This window comes from Alkalimonas delamerensis (genome assembly GCF_030717955.1).
Lineage (GTDB): Bacteria > Pseudomonadota > Gammaproteobacteria > Enterobacterales > Alteromonadaceae > Alkalimonas > Alkalimonas delamerensis.
In genome coordinates, this window is sequence record NZ_JAUZVY010000001.1 from 747371 (window position 1) to 768057 (window position 20687).

The window sequence follows — 20687 nt, forward strand, 5'->3', positions numbered from 1 at the left end:
GTTACAAAATTTGCTATCATAGCCGCGGTTTTGAAAACGGAGGAGCTATGTTAAACCCATCCTGGAGCAGGATAGTGCTCAAAGTCGGCAGTGCCTTAATCGCACCCGATCCCCAGGCAGGTTGCAGTGAAAAATACTTAGGCCCCATTGCTGACTTTATCCGTCAGTGCCGCGAGCGTGGCATTGAAGTGATCCTGGTATCATCAGGCAGTGTTGCTGCAGGCCGTCATCATTTTAATTTCAATCATCACCGGGTGCCTATTGCGTTAAAACGTGCGATGGCGGCGGTGGGCCAAAACCAGATGATGAACTTCTGGTCCAATTGTTTTAGCTTTCCTTGTGCTCAGGTGCTGCTGACCCATGGTGATCTCAGTGATCGGGTGCGGCATGTCAATGTACGCAATACCTTTCGGCGTTTGTTGGATCACCAAGTCTTGCCTATTGTGAATGAAAACGACACCATAGCAACCGAGGAAATTAAGGTTGGCGATAACGACAACCTGGCCGCCATGGTTGCCACCGTGGCTGACGCGGATGCGTTGATCATTTGTTCGGACATTACCGGGCTTTTTACCGCCGATCCCAATAAGGATCCATCAGCCCAGCTGATCCCGGAAGTACGGACCATTGATGAGCGCATTTATAGCCTGGCCGGTGGTGCCAGCTCGAGCGTCGGGACCGGTGGCATGCGGACCAAGGTGCAGGCGGCAGAAAAAGCCACGGCCCATGGCGTCGATACCTTGATTGTAGATGGGCACCAGCAGGACACCTTTCATCGACTGTTGGATGGCTTTAATCCGGGCACCATTTTCTATGGTCATAAAGACCCAATGTCCGGTAAAAAGCATTGGGTGCGCCATACCTTACGGGCTAAAGGCGAGATCTGGGTTGACGATGGCTGCATGAAAGCCTTGCGTCATCAGGGCGCCTCCTTGCTGTGCAGCGGCATTGTCCATGTGGAAGGCGAATTTGAGCCGGGTGACGCGGTGATTGTGCGTTGTGGTACTGGCAAAGTGTCCATTGCCAAAGGCGTCAGCCGCTACAGTGCCCGTGAGCTTTTTAGCATCAAAGGTCAACAGACGAGTGAAATCGCAGAGCAGCTGGGGGAAATCTTGCCTGGCAGCACCTACGAAGTGATTCACCGTGATGAAATGACATTATTGGAGAGATTATGAGTACCTTGAGTGCGGCGACACTTGCCGCTCAGGCTGCCAAGGCAGCCAAAGCCGTTGCGCATTTATCAACGGAACAAAAGAATTATGTGTTGCAAAGCATGGCCAACGCCATCCGCTCTGCCACCCCAGCTATTTTAACGGCCAACAGCGCCGAGCTGGAACAAGCGAAAGCCAACAACACTTCCGCTGCAATGCTGGATCGCCTGACCCTGACTCCCGAGCGGATTGAAAGCATGGCACAAGCCATCGAGCAAATTATTCAACTGCCGGATCCGGTTGGCAGCAAGCGCTTTATTGAAGAGCGCCCCAACGGCATCCGTATCGAAAAGCGCCGTATTCCTTTGGGCGTGATTTGCATGATTTATGAAGCCCGGCCCAACGTTACCGCCGATGCCGGTGCTTTGTGCTTTAAATCGGGCAATGCTGTGATCCTGCGCTGTGGCCGTGAAGCCATTCAAACCAGCCTGGCCATCGCCAATGCGATGCATCAGGCGCTGGCAGAGCATCAATTGCCGCAGGAAGTAGTGACCATAGTGCCAGATCCGGATCGTCAGCTGATGCTGGACTTAATCCAGCAGGATCAGTTCATCGACCTGGTGATCCCGCGTGGTGGCGAAGGCCTGATCCGTTTTGTCACCGACAACAGCCGGGTGCCGGTGATCCAGCACTTTAAAGGGGTGTGCCATCTGTATGTCGATCAAAGTGCCGACCTGAATATGGCATTGGAGCTGTTGCTAAACGGCAAGGTACAACGCCCGGGCGTCTGCAACGCGCTGGAGTGCTTACTGGTGAACCAACATCAGGCGGCGGATTTCTTGCCAATGGTGGCAGAAGCCTTCCGCGCCCATCAGGTGAAAGTACACGCCTGTGAGCGCAGCATCAGCCACTTTGACGGTGCTGAACCCATTGCCGCCGCTGATTATGGTCAGGAATATCTGGCGCCGGAAATTGCCATTCGGGTGGTGGATGATCTAGATGCCGCCATGGCGCACATTGATCAGTTTGGCAGCTATCATACCGAAGTGATTTGCACTCAGGATCAGGCCAGTGCCGACACCTTTATCAATCAGGTGGACGCTGCTGTGGTGATGCACAATGCCTCATCGCGTTTTTCCGACGGTGGTGAGCTTGGTCTTGGCGCGGAAATTGGCATTTCCACCAGCAAGTTGCATGCTTATGGCCCGATGGGCTTAGAAGCATTGACCACAGAGCGTTTTGTGGTGTCTGGCCAGGGCCAAACCCGCTAACAACCCTGTACTTCCGAAGCCGCCTACGGGCGGCTTTTTTATTGCTTGGAAAGGGCAAGTCCAGCCCTGGACAACGAAACTCGGGCAAGGGACTCGACTTGCTGTTTTTCGCTCGCTATAATGCCGCGTCCTATTCAACTACAAGTCTGTTGAGCTGCGGCTCAGGCGAGAATCAGACTCGATTTTTTCGGCGTGACTGCAAGCGCCTGAATTTGATTTTGAGGTAACAAGATGCAAGTTTCTGTAGAAACCACTCAGGGTTTAGAGCGCCGTTTAACCATTACAGTTCCGGCGGATGCTATCCAGTCGGAAGTTAAAAACCGTCTGCGTGATCTGGCCAAGCGCCAGCGCATCGATGGTTTCCGTCCAGGCAAAGCACCTGTCTCCATTATTCAAAAGCGTTACGGCCAGGCGGTACTGCAGGAAGTTGCGTCGGAGCAGATGCAGCGCAGCTTTTACGAAGCCATCGTTGAGCAGAAAATCACCCCTGCCGGTGCACCCGCTTTTGCTCCTGAAGCGCTGGAAGCCGGCAAAGATCTGACCTTTGCTGCGACCTTCGAAGTTTACCCAGAGGTTGAAGTTCAGGCTTTGGATAAAATCGAAATCAGCAAGCCTGTGGTGGAAATCACCGATGCTGATTTGGATAAAATGCTGGAAACTCTGCGTAAGCAACACGCCAGCTGGGCCGAGAAAAAAGGCAAAGCGGCGAAAAATGACCGCATCATCATTGATTTTGTTGGCAGCGTAGACGGTGAAGAATTTGAAGGCGGCAAGGCCACTGATTTCACACTGGAACTGGGCCAGGGCCGAATGATCCCAGGCTTTGAAGATGGCTTGATTGGCAAAAAAGCTGGCGAGGAAGCCACCCTGGACGTCACGTTCCCAGAGGATTACCACGCAGAAAACTTAAAAGGCAAAGCCGCTCAGTTTGCTGTAACGGTGAAAAAAGTTGAGAAGCAGGTATTGCCTGAACTGAACGATGAGTTCGCAGCCTTGTTTGGTCTGACCGAAGCCACTGTTGATGCGCTGAAAGCTGAAGTGCGCAAAAATATGGAACGTGAGCTGAAGCAAACCGTTCGCGGCAAAGTCAAAGATCAAGTGATCAAAGGTCTGTTGGCCAACAACGAAGTCGAAGTACCTAAGTCGTTGATTGCCGGCGAAGTCGACGTACTGCGTAAGCAAGCCATGCAACGTTTTGGCCAGAACCTGGATCCGAAGCAACTGCCTGAGCTGCCAGCCTCTTTGTTTGAAGAGCAAGCCAAAGACCGCGTTAAAGTCGGTTTGTTGCTGGGCGAAATCATCAAGACCAACGAGCTGAAAGTGGATGACAACCGTGTGCAGGAACTGATTGCCGATGTGGCTTCTGCTTATGAAGATCCGCAAGAAGTGGTGCAGTACTACAACAGCAACCAGGAGCTGCTGCAAAGCATGCGCAATGTCGCCCTGGAAGACCAGGCCATTGAGCTGGTACTGAGCAAAGCCGCTGTGACCGATGCACCGGCCAAGTTTGATGAGATCATGAACCCACCACAAACTGCGAACTAGTTTCCATCCTGAAACGGCATTCCTGCCGTTTCATGGAGTCGCCAGCCCAGTCAACTAAGATTGACTTCTGTTGGTAACGCAGTTTTAATGGCTCGGACAGTTTTGTTCGGGCCATTTTATTTTCCGGCGCCTCGTCGCCTTGCATCAGGAAGCTATCTATGTCGTTTCAAAGCACTTCGCATCAGGATTTAGTCAACGCTTTAGTTCCCATCGTGATTGAGCAAACCGCCAAAGGTGAGCGCTCTTTTGACATTTACTCTCGCTTGCTGAAAGAGCGTGTTATTTTTCTGACCGGCCCGGTTGAAGACCACATGGCCAACCTGATTTGCGCCCAGTTGTTGTTTTTAGAATCCGAAAACCCGGAAAAAGACATTTATATCTACATCAATTCCCCTGGTGGTGTTGTGACTGCAGGCATGTCGATTTACGACACCATGCAATTTATCAAACCGGATGTCGCCACCGTCTGTATGGGCCAGGCTGCCAGCATGGGGGCCTTTTTGTTGTCCGGTGGCGCCAAGGGCAAGCGTTATTGCCTGCCGAATGCGCGGGTGATGATTCATCAGCCATTGGGCGGTTTTCAGGGGCAGGCTACCGATATTGAGATCCATGCCCGTGAGATCTTAAGTATAAAGGAACGGTTAAACCGTTTAATGGCCGAACATACCGGTCAAAAATACGAAAAAGTGTGTCAGGATACCGAGCGGGATAACTTCCTGACCGCCGAAGCGGCAAAGGAATACGGTCTGGTCGATGCAATTTTGACGCAACGAGACGCGAAATAACGGCAATTTTTTGCTATGGTAGTAAGAGGTAAAGCGCGCAGTCTACTATTGCGGGCGAAGTGGAAGAGGAAGTTACATGGCTGATAACCGCACTGACGGTGACAAAGGCGGTAAATTGTTGTACTGCTCTTTTTGTGGCAAGTCACAGCATGAAGTGCGCAAGCTGATCGCAGGGCCACAGGTCTATATCTGTGACGAGTGCGTTGACTTATGCAACGACATTATCCGGGAAGAGATCAAAGATATCTCCCCCAAGCGTGAAGCCGACAAATTGCCGACACCGCATGAAATCCGCAGCCATTTGGACGACTATGTAATCGGCCAGGAGCATGCGAAAAAAGTATTGGCCGTTGCTGTGTACAATCACTACAAGCGGCTGCGCAATGCCGGCAGCAAACCGGATGTTGAGTTGGGCAAAAGCAATATCTTGTTGATTGGTCCAACCGGCAGCGGCAAAACACTGTTGGCAGAAACCCTGGCGCGTTTGCTGGATGTGCCTTTCACCATGGCCGATGCCACCACTTTAACCGAAGCCGGCTATGTCGGTGAGGATGTGGAAAACATCATTCAGAAATTGCTGCAAAAATGCGATTACGATGTCGAGAAAGCCCAACGAGGCATTGTTTACATCGATGAAATTGACAAAATTTCGCGCAAATCCGATAACCCGTCCATTACCCGGGATGTATCGGGGGAAGGGGTACAGCAAGCCTTACTGAAACTGATCGAAGGCACCATTGCTTCCGTGCCACCTCAAGGGGGTCGCAAACACCCGCAGCAGGAGTTTCTGCAGGTCGATACCTCCAAGATCCTCTTTATTTGTGGCGGTGCTTTTGCCGGACTGGATAAAGTGATTGAGCAGCGATCGGCCAAAGGTGCGGGTATTGGCTTTGGTGCTGAAGTAAAGAGCAAAGAAAGCAGCCGTAGCCTGACCGAGGCCTTTAAAGAGGTTGAACCCGAGGATTTAGTCAAGTACGGTCTGATCCCCGAGTTCATTGGTCGTCTGCCGGTGGTGGCGACACTCACTGAGCTGGACAAGGACGCCTTAGTGCAGATTTTAAGTCAGCCCAAAAACGCGCTGGTCAAGCAATTTGCTTCCTTATTCGATATGGAAGGGGTTGAGCTGGAGTTTCGTGATGATGCGCTGAACGCCATTGCTCAAAAAGCCATGGAGCGCAAAACCGGTGCCCGCGGCCTGCGTTCCATTGTAGAAGGTGTCTTGCTGGATACCATGTACGAACTGCCATCAATGGAAGATGTGAGTAAAGTGGTGATTGACGATACCGTGATCCGCGGCGAGTCCGATCCCATTCTGATTTACCAACGTAAAGATCCAGCAGTCGCTGAATCGCATTAAGTCTTCATCGGGCAGCAGTCCGCTGCCCGAGTTTTTGCCAGCTTCAGCCTGGTTGATGCAGGAAATCGACTGCAAGCAATTGAAGTTCTGTCCCAGTGCCCTTATATAACTGACATACCCGATTGCGTCTGCAAGCAACTTACTCGAGAGTGAAGAATGACTGAACAACAGATTGAACGTCGTCATATGCCGGTGTTGGCCCTGCGTGATGTGGTGGTCTACCCGCATATGGTGATCCCCTTGTTTGTCGGTCGGGCGAAATCCATCAAGTGCCTGGATGCCGCCATGGACAACGACAAGCAAATTTTTCTGGTGGCACAAAAAGATGCCAGTCAGGACGATCCGAAAGCAGAAGATCTGTACGAAATTGGTACCGTTGCCACCATTTTGCAGCTGCTAAAACTACCGGATGGTACCGTCAAAGTGTTGGTGGAAGGCAGCCAACGCGCTCGCCTGCTGGAGTTTACCGAGACCGAGCAAAGTTTTGCTGCTGATATTGAGATGATTGCCTCGGCCGAAGTAGATAGCCGTGAGCAAGAAGTTTTTCTGCGCTCAGCCATCAATCAGTTTGAAGGCTACATCAAGCTGAATAAAAAGATCCCGCCAGAGGTATTAACGGCCCTGAGTGGCATCGAAGACGCAGCCCGCTTGGCCGATACCATGGCAGCGCACATGCCGCTTAAAGTCGAAGACAAGCAAAAAGTGCTGGAAATCAGCGATGTCACGGCGCGTCTTGAATACTTAATGGCGATGATGGAAAGCGAGATCGACATTTTGCAAGTGGAGCGTCGTATTCGTAGCCGCGTCAAAAAGCAAATGGAGAAAAGCCAGCGTGAGTACTATCTGAATGAGCAGATGAAGGCCATTCAGAAAGAGTTGGGTGAGCTCGAAGATGCGCCGGACGAATTCGAAACCCTGAGCAACAAGATTGAACAGGCCAAAATGCCGACCGAAGCAGCCGATAAAGCCAAGGCCGAGCTGCAAAAGCTGAAAATGATGTCGCCGATGTCAGCCGAAGCCACTGTGGTCCGTAGCTACATCGATTGGCTGAGCAATGTGCCCTGGAAAACCCGCAGCAAGGTGAAGAAAAACCTGGCAGGCGCTGAGCAAATCCTGAATGCCGATCATTATGGCTTGGAAAAAGTTAAAGAGCGCATCATCGAGTATTTGGCGGTGCAGCAGCGGGTCAACAAACTCAAAGGTCCTATTTTGTGCCTGGTAGGGCCTCCTGGAGTGGGTAAAACCTCCCTTGGCCAGTCCATCGCCAAAGCCACCGGTCGTAAATACGTACGAATGGCCCTTGGCGGCGTGCGCGATGAAGCCGAAATTCGTGGCCATCGCCGAACTTACATTGGTTCGATGCCTGGCAAAATCATTCAAAAAATGGCCAAAGTCGGGGTTCGCAACCCACTATTTTTGCTTGATGAAATCGATAAGATGGCATCGGATTTTCGCGGCGATCCGGCAGCAGCCTTATTGGAAGTGCTGGACCCGGAGCAAAACACCAGCTTCAGCGATCACTATCTGGAGGTTGATTACGATCTATCCGATGTGATGTTTGTCGCCACTTCGAACAGCCTGAATATCCCAGCCCCTTTATTGGACCGGATGGAAGTGATTCGCTTGTCAGGCTATACCGAAGATGAAAAGTTGAACATTGCTAAACAGCATTTGATCAGCAAGCAGATTGGCCGCAATGGCTTAAAGCCACACGAAATTGAGATTAAAGACGATGCCATCATCGGCATTATCCGTTATTACACCCGTGAAGCAGGCGTACGGAGTCTGGAGCGGGAGATCTCCAAACTCTGCCGTAAGGCGGTCAAAGAAATTTTGCTGAACAAAGACACCAAAACGGTCGTCATTGAACAAGCCAACCTGGAAAGTTACCTGGGCGTGCAGCGCCACGATTACGGCAAGGCCGAAGACAACAACCGCATCGGTCAGGTCACTGGCCTTGCCTGGACCGAGGTTGGTGGCGACTTGCTGACCATCGAAGCTGCAGCCGTAGTAGGCAAAGGCAAGCTAACCTTTACCGGCTCGCTTGGCGATGTGATGAAAGAGTCCATTCAGGCGGCGATGACCGTGGTGCGCAGCCGCGCTGAGCTGCTGCGCATAAACGATGACTTTTACGAAACACGGGATATCCATGTGCATGTACCGGAAGGCGCAACGCCGAAGGATGGGCCAAGTGCCGGTATTGGCATGGTGACGGCTCTGGTCTCCAGCTTAACCGGTAATCCGGTGCGGGCGGATGTTGCTATGACCGGCGAAATTACGCTGCGTGGTGAAGTGTTGCCGATAGGTGGTTTAAAAGAAAAGCTGTTGGCCGCTCATCGTGGTGGCATTAAGCGGGTAGTGATCCCGCACGATAACCTGCGCGATCTGAAAGAAATTCCGGAAAATGTCAAAGCCGACCTGGAAATTAAAGCCGTCAAATGGATTGATGAGGTGCTGGAATTGGCGTTGCAAGAGCCTGTCAGCCGTTTTCAGCCGGAGATCCTGCAAAAAAAAGCAGCAAAAAGCGCAAAAATAGAAAAAAATGCCCATTAAAGGCTTTTCATTCTCTATGGCTGTGCTAACTTAAGGAAAGTTCTCCAGCCCTTATTGGATAAGGGCTGGGGCTCAAAGTGGAAAAATAGTTGTAGGATGCTCTCTTCTGCTTGCAAGCGCTCTGAATGCTTGTTATAACATGGGCGCGTACTTACAACATCAATACGTGTAGTTGTTGAAAACAATAACAATTGAAGGGGATGATATTGTGAACAAGTCTCAACTTATCGACAAAATTGCTGCCGGTGCTGAGCTGTCTAAAGCGGATGCTGGTCGTGCACTGGATGCTTTCATTGGTGCCGTGACGGATGCATTGAAAGAAGGCGATTCTGTTGCTCTGGTAGGTTTTGGTACTTACTCTGTTCGTGAGCGTGCTGCCCGTACCGGCCGTAACCCACAAACCGGTGCTACTATCCAGATCGCTTCAGCGAAAATTCCTTCATTCAAGCCAGGCAAAGCGTTAAAAGACGCTGTCAACTAAGAATGAAACTTGCCCGGCGCGCCGGGTAACTCAGCCACGCAGCAGCAGCTCCGCCATTATTGCACAGCTCTAGTGTCACGGTTCCGCTCTTTGACCAGCTCTGCTACGAAGGCTTCTATCAGAAAGGCGCATCTGTTAAGATGCGCTTTTTTTATAATGTTGCGTAGCAAACAGAGATAAAGGCACGATGTTAGAGAAAATCAGAGAAGGTTCACAAGGGCTAACCGCCAAGATTATTCTGGGCTTGATAATCGTGACATTCGCCTTAGCGGGTGTAGGGGGCTATCTGGGTTCCAGTCAGGAAACGCCGGCGGCTGAAGTCAATGGTGAAGGCGTTTCCCGCGCTGCCCTGGAGCAGGCGTATCAGAATGAGCGGGCACGGATGGAACAGCAGTTTGGCGAGATGTTCGAGCTGCTGGCATCCGATCCAAGCTACATGGCTGGTTTTCGCGCAGATGTACTTGAGCGTTTAATCGATGAAACCCTGCAAAAGCAATATGCGAAGAAGCTGGGCTTACGCATCAGCGATGAGGCCATTCGCCAAGTGATCCGCACCTTACCTGAGTTTCAGGTCGGTGGTGTCTTTAACAATGATCGCTACCTTGCTTTGCTGCGTCAGGCAGGTTTGCAAACCGGCGAATTTCGTGAAATGTTGCGCGAGCAGATGATGCGCCAACAATTGATTCAAGGCCTGATTCTCTCTGAGTTTGCAACGCCGAATGAGTTGCAGCGTCTGATGACCTTGCAGCAGCAAAGTCGGGATATTCAGTTCGTCAAATTCTCAGCAGAGCAGTTTAGTGACCAAGTCGAGGTCACCGATGCCAAAATTGAGCAGTATTATTACGATCAACTGGCACGCTTTGAAACTGAAGAAAAAGTCGCAGTCGAATTTATTGAGCTTTCGATTGAGCAAATTGCGAAAGACATCGCCGTATCAGAAGCCGAGGCGAAGGCTTTTTACCAAGCCAACTTGGCACTGTACAGCACACAAGAGCGCCGTCAGGTCGCTCACATTTTGCTTGAGAGCATGGGAGCGGACAGTGAACTTGAAGCTCGGGCTCAAAGCATTTTGGCCGAGCTTGAGGCCGGAGCCGATTTTGCTGAAGTTGCTGCCAGAGAGTCGGATGACACCTTTTCCGCAGCCGAGGGTGGTGTACTGCCTTGGTTAAACCGGGGAGATATGGAAGCCGCTTTTGAAGAGGCAGCCTTTGCTTTGTCTGAAGAAGGCGCATTAAGTGGTGTGGTGCAAACCAGCTTTGGTTATCACATTATCAAATTGCACCGTTTTGAGCCTACGGTAGCACGTGACTTTGCTGAGGTTCAGGGTGAAATCGTCCAGGCATTGCAACAAGAGCAAGCCTACGATCGTTTCTTCGAACTGCAACAATTATTGGCCGATGTCAGCTTTGACGTACCGGACAACTTGCAAGAAGCTGCCGATATGACACAGTTGCCATTGCGTAGCCAGGCCTTGTTTTCGCGCCAGGAAGCCGCCGCGCCACTGAATCATCCGCAAGTGCTGCAGCGACTGTTTAATTTGCGCTTTATTGGTGAAGGCCTGAACAGTGAACCGATCGAAGTGGGTGCTCAGCATCTGATTGTGGCTCGGGTGACCGACCATCAGCCAGCCCGCACGCAGTCTCTGGATGAGGTGCGTGATCAGGTGGTCGCAGGGGTGCGGCAACAGCTAAGCTCAGAGTTGGCTCGCCAGCAAGCTGCAGCTGTGTTGGCGGCATTTCAGCAAGAAGGTGACTTTACCTCTGCGGTCATGGCTGTAGGACTTGAGCCACAGTTTGCCAGCGACACCTCGCGTTTTGGCGGCAGTCTGGATGCTGAAGTTCGCGCGAAAGCTTTCGCCTTGCCACGTCCGTCCGAAAATCAGCCTGCAACAGCCGATTTGGTTGAGCTAATGAATGGCGACATGGCGCTGGTCGCTGTCACTGCGGTGCGTGATGTGGAAGTCACTGAACTGCCAGAGGTGGAAGATCTGGAGCGTTTTGCCAATCAGCAAGCGCAGCAGTCGTACGAAGCCATGTTAGCGGCGCTAAAAGCCAGTGCAAAAATCCGTCGCCCTCGATTGGAAGCTCCTGAAGAGAGCTTTTAAGCCCGGACTAAATGGCTACAAGTGAATAAAAAAATCCCCCGCACTCTGCGGGGGATTTTTTTGGGGAAGCTTACTTGGCGTATTGACGCAGCGCTTCTGCTTTGTTGGTTTGTTCCCACGGGAACTCATCCCGGCCAAAATGGCCATAAGCAGCCGTTGGCAGATAGATGGGGCGTTCCAGTTGCAGCATCTCAATGAGTCCGTACGGACGCAAATCAAAGTGCTCGCGGATTAAACCAATCAGTTGGCTTTCTTCCAGCTTGCTGGTGCCAAAGGTTTCGACGCTAATCGAAGTCGGCTCAGCTACACCAATGGCATAGGATACCTGGATCTCACAACGCTCAGCCAAGCCTGCCGCCACAATGTTTTTCGCAACATAGCGAGCGGCATAAGCAGCAGAGCGATCCACTTTTGATGGATCTTTACCAGAGAAAGCACCACCACCATGGCGAGCCATGCCGCCATAAGTATCAACAATGATTTTACGACCAGTCAGACCGCAGTCGCCCATTGGCCCACCAATGACAAAGCGGCCGGTCGGGTTGATGAAAAACTTGGTTTGGCTGTTCAACCATTCAGCCGGAAGTACCGGCTTGATGATTTCTTCCATCACTGCTTCACGCAGATCGTCCGTGCTGATGGTATCGCAATGTTGAGTCGACAAAACCACCGCATCGATGCCGACAGGCTTGCCGTTCTCGTAGATAAAGCTTAACTGCGACTTGGCATCCGGCCGCAACCAAGGCAGGGTGCCGTTTTTACGCACCTCCGCCTGGCGCTGAACCAAACGATGCGAGTAGGTAATAGGGGCAGGCATCAGCACATCGGTTTCGTTGCTGGCATAGCCAAACATCAAGCCCTGATCACCAGCGCCTTGTTCTTTCGGATCGGTTTTATCGACACCCTGATTGATATCCGGTGATTGTTTGCCGATGGCATTAAGCACAGCACAGGAGTCAGCATCAAAGCCCATGTCGGAGTGCACATAGCCAATTTCACGAACAGTTTTACGGGTCAGCTCTTCGATATCAACCCAGGCGCTGGTGCTGATTTCACCACCGACCAACACCATACCGGTCTTTACAAAGGTTTCGCAGGCAACCCGGGCTTTCGGGTCTTGCGCAAGAATGGCATCCAGCACCGCATCAGAGATCTGATCAGCAATTTTATCCGGATGTCCTTCAGAGACGGATTCAGAAGTGAAGATATGTTGTGCCATGGGCCAGTTATCCACCAAAAATGTTAAAATAAAATACCCCCGCGGCAAAGGCATTCGCCAGTGCGGGTTCCGTGTTATAGCGCTATTTTAGTGAAATCGATCACAGTTGGCTAGAAAAAGTTGACGGCCAGACGTCTTTGACGCTGTGCTGCTTGGTGTTTCAAAGCTGTGACGTTGCGGTCTCGCTCGGGTTTTCTGTGGCGTTGACTATTTAAATTTGCCATTACCCGATGGCTGGGCGAAAATAGCCGGCAAAATCGGGGCGCCAAGACCCTGATGCCATACTCACGGTATAACAGCAAGTATCAGAGCCGGGTCCGGACCGGGCTCATGACAGTTTTTTACCCACTACCCAGGAGTTAGCATGCCTTCTCGTAAACAACTCGCCAATGCCATTCGTGCGCTTAGCATGGATGCCGTTCAAAAAGCCAATTCAGGTCATCCAGGCGCCCCTATGGGCATGGCGGATATCGCTGAGGTGCTTTGGCGTGATTTCCTCAAGCACAACCCGCAGAACCCGAACTGGGCGGATCGCGATCGCTTTGTGCTGTCGAACGGACATGGCTCTATGCTGCTCTACTCGCTGTTGCACTTATCAGGCTATGAGCTCGGCATTGACGATTTAAAACAGTTTCGTCAATTGCACTCCAAAACGCCAGGGCATCCTGAATATGGCTATGCGCCCGGTGTTGAAACCACCACAGGCCCTCTGGGGCAGGGCATTACCAATGCGGTCGGTATGGCCGTTGCAGAAAAGTCCCTCGCAGCCCAGTTTAACCGACCGGGCCATGCCATTGTCGATCATTTCACCTACGTCTTTTTGGGCGATGGCTGCCTGATGGAAGGCATTTCGCACGAAGCCTGTTCGCTGGCGGGCACTCTGGGCCTTGGCAAATTGATAGCGTTCTGGGATGACAATGGTATTTCCATCGATGGCGAAGTCGAAGGCTGGTTCACCGATGATACACCGGCACGCTTTAAAGCCTACGGCTGGCAAGTCATTGAGTCGGTGGATGGCCATGATGCTGAGGCGGTAAAAGCAGCCATCGAGCAGGCCCAGGCCGAAACCGGCAAGCCAACACTGATTTGCTGCAAAACGGTCATTGGCTACGGTGCTCCGAATAAAGGCGGCAGCCATGATTGCCATGGTGCGCCACTGGGCGATGCCGAAATTGCGGCCAGTCGCGAGTTTTTGCAGTGGCCCCATGCACCTTTTGAGATCCCAGCGGATATTTATGCCGAGTGGGATGGCAAAGCAAAAGGCCAAAGCGCAGAGCAAAGCTGGCAGCAAAAGCTGGCAGCCTACCGCGCAGCCTATCCGGAACTGGCTGCTGAGTTTGAGCGCCGCAGCAAAGGCGAACTGCCGGCCAACTGGGCAAGCGACAGCGCTGCTTACATTGCACAGTTGCAAGCCAACCCCGCCAACATCGCCACCCGTAAAGCATCGCAGAATGCGCTCAATGCCTTTGGTCCGCTATTGCCTGAGTTTATGGGAGGCTCGGCCGACTTGGCAGGCTCCAACCTGACCATCTGGTCCGGCTCTAAGCCACTGACGCACAGCGACGCCAGTGGCAATTACATTTACTACGGCGTGCGTGAGTTTGGCATGTCGGCCATGATGAATGGTATAGCGCTGCACGGCGGCTTTGTGCCTTACGGTGCCACCTTCCTGATGTTTATGGAGTACGCCCGCAATGCAGTGCGGATGGCGGCTTTGATGAAGCAGCGGGTTATTTTTGTCTATACCCACGACTCCATTGGGTTGGGCGAAGATGGGCCAACCCATCAACCGGTCGAGCAGCTGACAGCACTGCGCGCCACCCCCAACCTGATGAACTGGCGCCCATGCGATCAGGTCGAGTCGGCGGTGGCCTGGCAAGCGGCGATTGAGCGTACCGAAGGCCCGAGCAGCCTGATCTTTACCCGTCAGGGCTTACCACAGCAAGAGCGCAACGCCGAGCAATTGGCCGGCATTCGCCGGGGCGGCTATGTACTGTTGGACTGCGACGGTACCCCGGAGCTGATTTTAATCGCCACCGGCTCGGAAGTGCAGTTGGCGATGAGTGCTGCCGCTCAGTTGCAGCAAGAAGGCCGTAAAGTTCGTGTGGTGTCGATGCCATCGACCGATGTGTTTGATGCACAGGATGCCAGTTACCGAGAGCAGGTACTGCCAGCGGCTGTCAGCCGTCGTGTCGCGGTCGAAGCCGGCAGCAAAGACGGCTGGTACAAGTACGTCGGCCTGAATGGCCGTATTATCGGTATGGATACTTTTGGTGAGTCAGCGCCAGCCGATCAGCTGTTCGCACACTTTGGCATCACCAGCGACCAGGTGCTGGCAGCTGCCCGTGAGCTGCTCAGTCAATAACATCAAAAAGAAAGGACAGCCAATGCTGTCCTTTTTTAAACTGCTGCTTGCAGTCTTGGGAGTAAATAAACACCGATGTCAAAGATACAGCAGCCGATTCGCCTGGCGATTAATGGCTTTGGCCGGATTGGCCGTAACATTGTAAGGGCTTTGTACGAGTCGGGCCGACGGGATCTGCAGGTGGTGGCCATCAATGAATTGGCCGATGCCAAAGGCGTTGCACACCTCTTGAAGTACGACAGTTCCCATGGCCGTTTTGCTGCCGAAGTTGAGCGGGTTGAACAGGGGATCCGGGTCAATGGCGATCGGATTCAGTTGTTTGCTGAAGCCGATCCAACTGAGTTGCCCTGGCAGGAGCTTGGGATTGATGTGGTGCTGGAGTGCACCGGTGTGTTTCATTCGCGTGAGCATGCCGGTTGGCATCTGACGGCCGGAGCAAAAAAAGTGTTGTTTTCCCATCCTGCCGATGCCGATGTGGATGCGACTGTGATCTTTGGTATCAATCATCAGCAGCTTAACGCTGAGATGCGCATTGTCTCCAATGGCTCCTGCACCACCAATTGTGTGGTGCCGGTACTGCAACTACTTGATGAGCGTTTTGGCATTGAAAGTGGCACCATTACCACCATTCATGCCTCGATGCATGATCAGCAAGTGATCGATGCCTATCATCCGGACTTGCGTCGTACCCGTGCTGCCAGTCAGTCGATTATTCCGGTCGACACCAAGCTAGCACTCGGTATCGAGCGGATTTTACCGCAATTGGCCGGCCGCTTTGAAGCCATCGCCGTACGGGTGCCCACCGTCAATGTCACGGCGATGGATGTTAGCTTAACGCTGCATCAGGATGTGCAACCGGCGGCCATCAACCAAGTGTTGCAGCAAGCTGGCAAGTCGCAATTAGCCGGTATTCTGGATTACACCGAGGAGCCGCTGGTCTCGGTCGATTTTAACCACAATTCCCATTCCTGCATTGTCGATGGCTCCCTGACCCGGGTGAGCCACAAACGGTTGGTCAAGTGCCTGCTTTGGTGTGACAACGAGTGGGGTTTTGCCCATCGCATGCTGGATACCGCCAAGGCCATGATGGCCTGAATTAGGAGAAAATAATGACAGTACTACAGATGAGTCAACTGGAACTGGCTGGTAAGCGGGTTCTGATTCGGGAAGATTTAAACGTGCCGGTCAAAGACGGCGTAGTCACATCCGATGCCCGTTTGAAGGCAGCGCTACCCACCATTGAACTGGCGTTAGCCAAAGGCGCTGCTGTGATGGTGATGTCGCATCTGGGGCGGCCGGAAGAAGGCGTGTTCAGCGAGGACGCGTCGCTGCAGCCAGTGGTGGACTGGCTGACCAAAGCCTTGACTGTCCCGGTTCGTCTTGAGCGGGATTATCTGAATGGTGTCGAGGTAAAACCGGGTGAGCTGGTCGTTTTTGAGAACGTGCGTTTTAACAAAGGCGAAAAGAAAAATGACGATGGGCTGGCGCAGCAGCTGGCCGCTTTGTGCGATCTGTTCGTGATGGATGCCTTTGGCACGGCGCACCGTGCTCAGGCATCGACCCATGGTGTGGCTAAATTCGCGCCTGTTGCCTGCGCCGGCCCCTTGCTGGCCAATGAGCTGGACGCACTGGCCAAGGCACTAAAAAACCCGAAACGTCCTTTGGTGGCCATAGTCGGCGGCTCCAAAGTATCCACCAAGCTCACCGTCCTAGAATCTTTATCCAGCGTGGTGGACCAGTTGATCGTCGGTGGTGGCATTGCCAACACTTTTATTGCTGCGTCTGGACACAGCGTGGGCAAATCCTTGTGCGAAGATGATTTGATTCCTGAAGCCAAACGCCTGATGGCGGCAGCAGAAGCTCGCGGTGCCAGTATTCCGGTGCCTTCGGATGTGGTCACCGGCAAAGCCTTCAGCGCGGACACCAAGGCGGAGCTCAAAGCGGTCAATGAGATTGCCGCCGATGACATGGTATTTGATATTGGTCCTGTGACCGCGGCAACTCTGATGAAACTGTTGAAAAATGCCGGTACCATCGTCTGGAATGGCCCGGTTGGGGTCTTTGAATTCGATCAGTTTGCTGGCGGGACCGAAGCACTGGCCAAAGCCATTGCAGAGAGCGCTGCATTTTCGATAGCGGGAGGCGGTGACACTCTGGCGGCTATCGACAAGTACGGCATTGCGGACAAAATTTCTTACATTTCGACGGGCGGCGGGGCCTTCCTTGAGTTCTTAGAGGGCAAAACCTTGCCGGCAGTCGCTATACTGGAAGAGCGGGCCAAACAGGCCTGACGAACCACACAATAATAGCTCAAAGAGCATTGATAACTTTGTACCCTAACAGAGAGAGGATCTCATGGCACTTATTTCATTACGTCAGATGCTGGATCACGCAGCCGAGCGCGGTTACGGCGTTCCGGCTTTTAATGTCAACAATCTGGAGCAAATGCGCGCCATTATGCTGGCGGCGGATAAAACCGACAGTCCGGTCATTGTGCAGGCTTCGGCCGGTGCCCGAAAGTATGCCGGAGCACCATTTTTGCGCCATCTGATTTTGGCTGCGATTGAAGAGTTTCCGCACATTCCTGTGGTGATGCACCAGGACCACGGGACCTCTATGGCCGTTTGCCAGCGCTCGATTCAGCTGGGTTTCTCATCGGTGATGATGGATGGTTCTCTGGGAGAAGATGGCAAGACGCCGATGGATTACGACTACAATGTGGCGGTCACTAAGAGCGTGGTCGACATTGCCCATGCCTGTGGTGTCTCCGTGGAAGGCGAGTTGGGCTGCCTGGGCTCACTGGAAACCGGAACCGCTGGTGAAGAAGATGGCATCGGTGCTGAGGGCACCTTAACGCACGAGCAAATGCTGACCGATCCCGATGAAGCCTTTGATTTTGTGCAGGCCACCGGCGTGGACGCATTGGCGATTGCCTGCGGAACTTCGCATGGTGCCTACAAATTCAGCCGGCCACCGACAGGGGACATTCTGGCGATTGATCGGATCAAAGCCATTCACGCCAAAATCCCTAATACCCACCTGGTGATGCACGGTTCCTCATCGGTGCCGCAAGAATGGCTGAAGGTCATTAATGAGTTCGGTGGTGAGATCCCGGAAACCTACGGTGTGCCGGTGGAACAAATTTTGGAAGGCATCAAGCACGGTGTCCGTAAAGTGAATATAGATACCGATTTGCGTTTGGCTTCAACCGGTGCTGTTCGTCGTTTTCTGGCGACCAATCCGGCCGAGTTTGATCCACGCAAGTTTTTGCAGGCATCCACCAAAGCCATGACCGATATTTGCATTGCCCGTTATGAGGCCTTTGGTTGTGCGGGCAATGCCAGCAAGATCAAACCGGTCAGTTTGGAAGCCATGGTCGGCTTTTACAGCTAAAGTACTAGCGCGCTGCTTTTTTGCCCACTTTATTTAATAAAGTATAACAAGAAGAAAAGCAGCGCTTTAATAGCGCATAAACAGGCCTGCAAACCGCATAAATAAGCAGTCTTTGAATTATTGGCAAAGCCCGTTGTCGTATTGACAATGGGCTTTTTAGCTGCAATGATGCAGTTGGTTTACCCTCTAACCAGGGCTCTCTATTCGTGGTCGATGCGTAGGTTTAGAAGTGCTTTACGACATCGTCACAAGGGTAGTTTGAGAAAAGCCCTTAACTCCAGGTTACGTTAATCAGCAATTATTGGTTGGGAACTATGCTTAACAATAAAATGAGTAAAAGTCTTATCGCATCGGCTTTTGCCGGTGTCTTCGCCTTTTCCGGCGGAGCGATGGCGAATTCCGGCTTAGAGCAAATTCATCAGGAAAATAGCCAGATCATTCGCGAAGCCGTTCGCTCACAGGAACGCATCAACACCATTTACGAGCAAACTCAGGAGTTACTGGGTCAGTATCGCCAGGTTGTGGATCAGACCGACAGCCTGAAAGTCTACAACGACTTCCTGCAGACTCTGGTTAATGATCAGCAGCGTCAAATCAACTCCATTCAGCGTCAGATTGACACGCTGGAAGATACCCGTCGCGGCACAGTGCCGTTGATGTTTAAGATGATTGATGCTTTAGAAGAATTCGTTAAAAACGACATCCCATTACGAACTGAGCGTCGTATGGAGCGGGTAGAGCGTCTGCGTGAAGTGATGTCACGTTCAGATGTTCAGCTTTCTGAACAGTACCGTCAAATCATGGAAGCTTACAGCATTGAAGCCGGTTATGGCTCTGAGCTGGCTGCCTTCCAGGGCACCCTGGATCTGGGTGGCAACGAATTAACCGTCGATTATGTGCATTTAGGCCGTCTGGCACTGATGGCGATGTCGTTGGATGGCAGCAATGCATGGCATTGGAATCGTCAGACCAACAGCTGGGATCAATTACCAGCCAGTTATTTGAATGGCGTGAGCGACTTTATCAAAATGGCTCGCCGTGAAATTAACTTTGATATGGCCCGTGTACCACTGATCGCAACGGAGTAAGACGACAATGAGAACCTTATTAAAATCACTAATTGTTGCTGTTGCGGTGACTGCTACTGCCAGCACGGCATTTGATGCTTCAGCCAATTCTACGCGCCTGGATCAAATCCTGGAGCAAGTAAAGCGTGAGCGCCAACTGGAAGGTCGTATCAACCAGGAACGCGAACAAGCCTTTATCAATGCCCGTCAGGATCAACAGCGCCTGTTGAACGAAGCACGTCGTGCTTTGGCCAACGAAGAAGCCCGTGGTGAGCGTTTGCAAAAAGAATACGCCGACAATGACATCCTGATTGCCCAAAAAGAGCAAGAGCTGATCTCTGCTCAGGGTACTCTGGGTGAGCTGTTCGGTATGGTTCGTGGTAGTGCCAGCGATGCCATCGGTGTTGTTTCTACTTCCATCGTGAGTGCCCAGTACCCGGGCCGTCACGAGCCACTGCGTGGTTTGGCTGCAGCGACTGAGCTGCCAACCATTCCTGAAATGGAAGACCTGTGGGTTGCTTTGCTGACTGAAATGGTTGAGTCGGCGAAAATCACCCGTTTCGACGCCGAAGTCGTTAACCTGGATGGCGGTAGCTCCACGCAACGGGTAACCCGTTTTGGTTCTTTCCACATCACCACAGACCGTGACTACCTTTACTACAACGCGGATACCAACCAGTTGCAGCCTCTGGGTCGCGCTCCTATCTCGCGTGTACACAACTCAGTTGCGGACTTCCACGGCACTCGTGCTGGCAACCTGACCAGCCTGTTTGTTGACCCGACTAAAGGCAACAGTATTCTGCGTCTGAACCAGCAGCGTGCAACTTTGTCTGAGTACTACCACCAGGGTAAATTTGTTGGTTACCTGATCACTGCCTTGTTGATCATTGGTCTGTTGATTGCGATTGAGCGTTTTGTGGTGCTGACACTGGTTGGTGGCAAGATCCGTGCTCAACTGAAAAACCTGTCCAATCCTTCCGATGGCAACCCACTGGGTCGTATCCTGAAGGTTTACCACAACAACAAATCTGCTGATGTGGAAAACCTGGAGCTGAAGCTGGATGAAGCCATCCTGCGTGAAACGCCGAAGGTTGAGCGTGGTATCGGCATGATCAAGCTGTTTGCTGCCGTTGCACCTTTGATGGGTCTGTTGGGTACCGTTATCGGTATGATCATGACCTTCCAAACCATCACTCTGTACGGTACTGGTGACCCGAAACTGATGGCAGGTGATATCTCTCTGGCCTTGGTAACCACTGCTTTGGGTCTGATCGCGGCACTGCCACTGATCTTCGCTCACAGCATTGTTGCTACCAAAGCCAAATCTGTGCTTCACGTACTGGATGAGCAAAGCGCTGGTATCATTGCTGCTCATGCGGAGAAGGAGAAAGCCTAA

General features: G+C 52.3%; 15 protein-coding genes. 14 read left to right on the top strand and 1 reads right to left on the bottom strand.

The window, feature by feature from the left end; all coding sequences use genetic code 11:
* Window positions 1-47 precede the first annotated feature (47 nt).
* The 8 genes from proB (at window position 48) to Q3O59_RS03470 (ending at window position 11247) form a co-directional block, all read left to right on the top strand.
* Window positions 48-1175, top strand: coding sequence for a glutamate 5-kinase (gene proB, locus Q3O59_RS03435; RefSeq protein ID WP_305944238.1), 1128 nt, complete (start codon window positions 48-50; stop codon window positions 1173-1175).
* On the top strand, window positions 1172-2422 hold the full coding sequence (locus Q3O59_RS03440; protein WP_305944239.1) for a glutamate-5-semialdehyde dehydrogenase: 1251 nt from the start codon (window positions 1172-1174) through the stop codon (window positions 2420-2422). Before proB ends, Q3O59_RS03440 begins: the two co-directional genes overlap by 4 nt.
* Before the next feature lie 231 nt (window positions 2423-2653).
* Complete coding sequence (gene tig, locus Q3O59_RS03445) at window positions 2654-3967, top strand: trigger factor (RefSeq protein WP_305944240.1); 1314 nt, start codon at window positions 2654-2656, stop codon at window positions 3965-3967.
* A gap of 158 nt (window positions 3968-4125) precedes the next feature.
* On the top strand, window positions 4126-4752 hold the full coding sequence (gene clpP / locus Q3O59_RS03450) for an ATP-dependent Clp endopeptidase proteolytic subunit ClpP (RefSeq protein ID WP_305944241.1): 627 nt from the start codon (window positions 4126-4128) through the stop codon (window positions 4750-4752).
* Window positions 4753-4828: 76 nt separating this feature from the next.
* Entirely contained in the window at window positions 4829-6109 is a 1281-nt protein-coding gene (gene clpX, locus Q3O59_RS03455; protein WP_305944242.1) for an ATP-dependent protease ATP-binding subunit ClpX, read from the top strand.
* Window positions 6110-6265: 156 nt separating this feature from the next.
* On the top strand, window positions 6266-8662 hold the full coding sequence (gene lon, locus Q3O59_RS03460; protein ID WP_305944243.1) for an endopeptidase La: 2397 nt from the start codon (window positions 6266-6268) through the stop codon (window positions 8660-8662).
* A gap of 208 nt (window positions 8663-8870) precedes the next feature.
* Window positions 8871-9143, top strand: coding sequence for a nucleoid-associated protein HU-beta (gene hupB / locus Q3O59_RS03465; RefSeq protein WP_091344524.1), 273 nt, complete (start codon window positions 8871-8873; stop codon window positions 9141-9143).
* A gap of 187 nt (window positions 9144-9330) precedes the next feature.
* Complete coding sequence (locus Q3O59_RS03470; protein ID WP_305944244.1) at window positions 9331-11247, top strand: SurA N-terminal domain-containing protein; 1917 nt, start codon at window positions 9331-9333, stop codon at window positions 11245-11247.
* A gap of 70 nt (window positions 11248-11317) precedes the next feature.
* On the opposite strand, the gene metK is transcribed toward Q3O59_RS03470, so the two are convergent.
* Entirely contained in the window at window positions 11318-12466 is a 1149-nt protein-coding gene (gene metK, locus Q3O59_RS03475; RefSeq protein ID WP_305944245.1) for a methionine adenosyltransferase, read from the bottom strand.
* Window positions 12467-12830: 364 nt separating this feature from the next.
* Between metK and tkt the strand changes: the two genes are divergently transcribed.
* The 6 genes from tkt (at window position 12831) to Q3O59_RS03505 (ending at window position 20687) form a co-directional block, all read left to right on the top strand.
* The gene (gene tkt, locus Q3O59_RS03480) at window positions 12831-14831 is read left to right on the top strand and encodes a transketolase (protein ID WP_305944246.1); all 2001 of its coding nucleotides are present in this window, start codon (window positions 12831-12833) and stop codon (window positions 14829-14831) included.
* 75 nt (window positions 14832-14906) lie between these two features.
* A complete protein-coding gene (gene epd, locus Q3O59_RS03485) occupies window positions 14907-15926 on the top strand; it encodes an erythrose-4-phosphate dehydrogenase (protein ID WP_305944247.1) in 1020 nt (339 codons plus the stop codon).
* A gap of 14 nt (window positions 15927-15940) precedes the next feature.
* A complete protein-coding gene (locus Q3O59_RS03490; RefSeq protein ID WP_305944248.1) occupies window positions 15941-17122 on the top strand; it encodes a phosphoglycerate kinase in 1182 nt (393 codons plus the stop codon).
* Between the two features lie 64 nt (window positions 17123-17186).
* Window positions 17187-18224: a class II fructose-bisphosphate aldolase gene (gene fba, locus Q3O59_RS03495; RefSeq protein WP_305944249.1), complete on the top strand. Its 1038-nt coding sequence runs from the start codon at window positions 17187-17189 to the stop codon at window positions 18222-18224.
* 329 nt (window positions 18225-18553) lie between these two features.
* On the top strand, window positions 18554-19312 hold the full coding sequence (locus Q3O59_RS03500; RefSeq protein WP_305944250.1) for a DUF3450 domain-containing protein: 759 nt from the start codon (window positions 18554-18556) through the stop codon (window positions 19310-19312).
* A gap of 7 nt (window positions 19313-19319) precedes the next feature.
* Window positions 19320-20687 carry a MotA/TolQ/ExbB proton channel family protein gene (locus tag Q3O59_RS03505; RefSeq protein WP_305944251.1) on the top strand — a complete coding sequence of 456 codons (1368 nt, stop codon included), beginning with the start codon at window positions 19320-19322 and terminating at the stop codon, window positions 20685-20687.

Excerpts from the sequence above, each read along its gene's own strand:
- proB (WP_305944238.1), top strand. The coding sequence starts at position 48 with ATGTTAAACCCATCCTGGAGCAGGATAGTGCTCAAAGTCGGCAGTGCC.
- Q3O59_RS03440 (WP_305944239.1), top strand. The coding sequence starts at position 1,172 with ATGAGTACCTTGAGTGCGGCGACACTTGCCGCTCAGGCTGCCAAGGCA.
- tig (WP_305944240.1), top strand. The coding sequence starts at position 2,654 with ATGCAAGTTTCTGTAGAAACCACTCAGGGTTTAGAGCGCCGTTTAACC.
- clpP (WP_305944241.1), top strand. The coding sequence starts at position 4,126 with ATGTCGTTTCAAAGCACTTCGCATCAGGATTTAGTCAACGCTTTAGTT.
- clpX (WP_305944242.1), top strand. The coding sequence starts at position 4,829 with ATGGCTGATAACCGCACTGACGGTGACAAAGGCGGTAAATTGTTGTAC.
- lon (WP_305944243.1), top strand. The coding sequence starts at position 6,266 with ATGACTGAACAACAGATTGAACGTCGTCATATGCCGGTGTTGGCCCTG.
- Q3O59_RS03470 (WP_305944244.1), top strand. The coding sequence starts at position 9,331 with ATGTTAGAGAAAATCAGAGAAGGTTCACAAGGGCTAACCGCCAAGATT.
- metK (WP_305944245.1), bottom strand. The coding sequence starts at position 12,466 with ATGGCACAACATATCTTCACTTCTGAATCCGTCTCTGAAGGACATCCG.
- tkt (WP_305944246.1), top strand. The coding sequence starts at position 12,831 with ATGCCTTCTCGTAAACAACTCGCCAATGCCATTCGTGCGCTTAGCATG.
- epd (WP_305944247.1), top strand. The coding sequence starts at position 14,907 with ATGTCAAAGATACAGCAGCCGATTCGCCTGGCGATTAATGGCTTTGGC.
- Q3O59_RS03490 (WP_305944248.1), top strand. The coding sequence starts at position 15,941 with ATGACAGTACTACAGATGAGTCAACTGGAACTGGCTGGTAAGCGGGTT.
- fba (WP_305944249.1), top strand. The coding sequence starts at position 17,187 with ATGGCACTTATTTCATTACGTCAGATGCTGGATCACGCAGCCGAGCGC.
- Q3O59_RS03500 (WP_305944250.1), top strand. The coding sequence starts at position 18,554 with ATGAGTAAAAGTCTTATCGCATCGGCTTTTGCCGGTGTCTTCGCCTTT.
- Q3O59_RS03505 (WP_305944251.1), top strand. The coding sequence starts at position 19,320 with ATGAGAACCTTATTAAAATCACTAATTGTTGCTGTTGCGGTGACTGCT.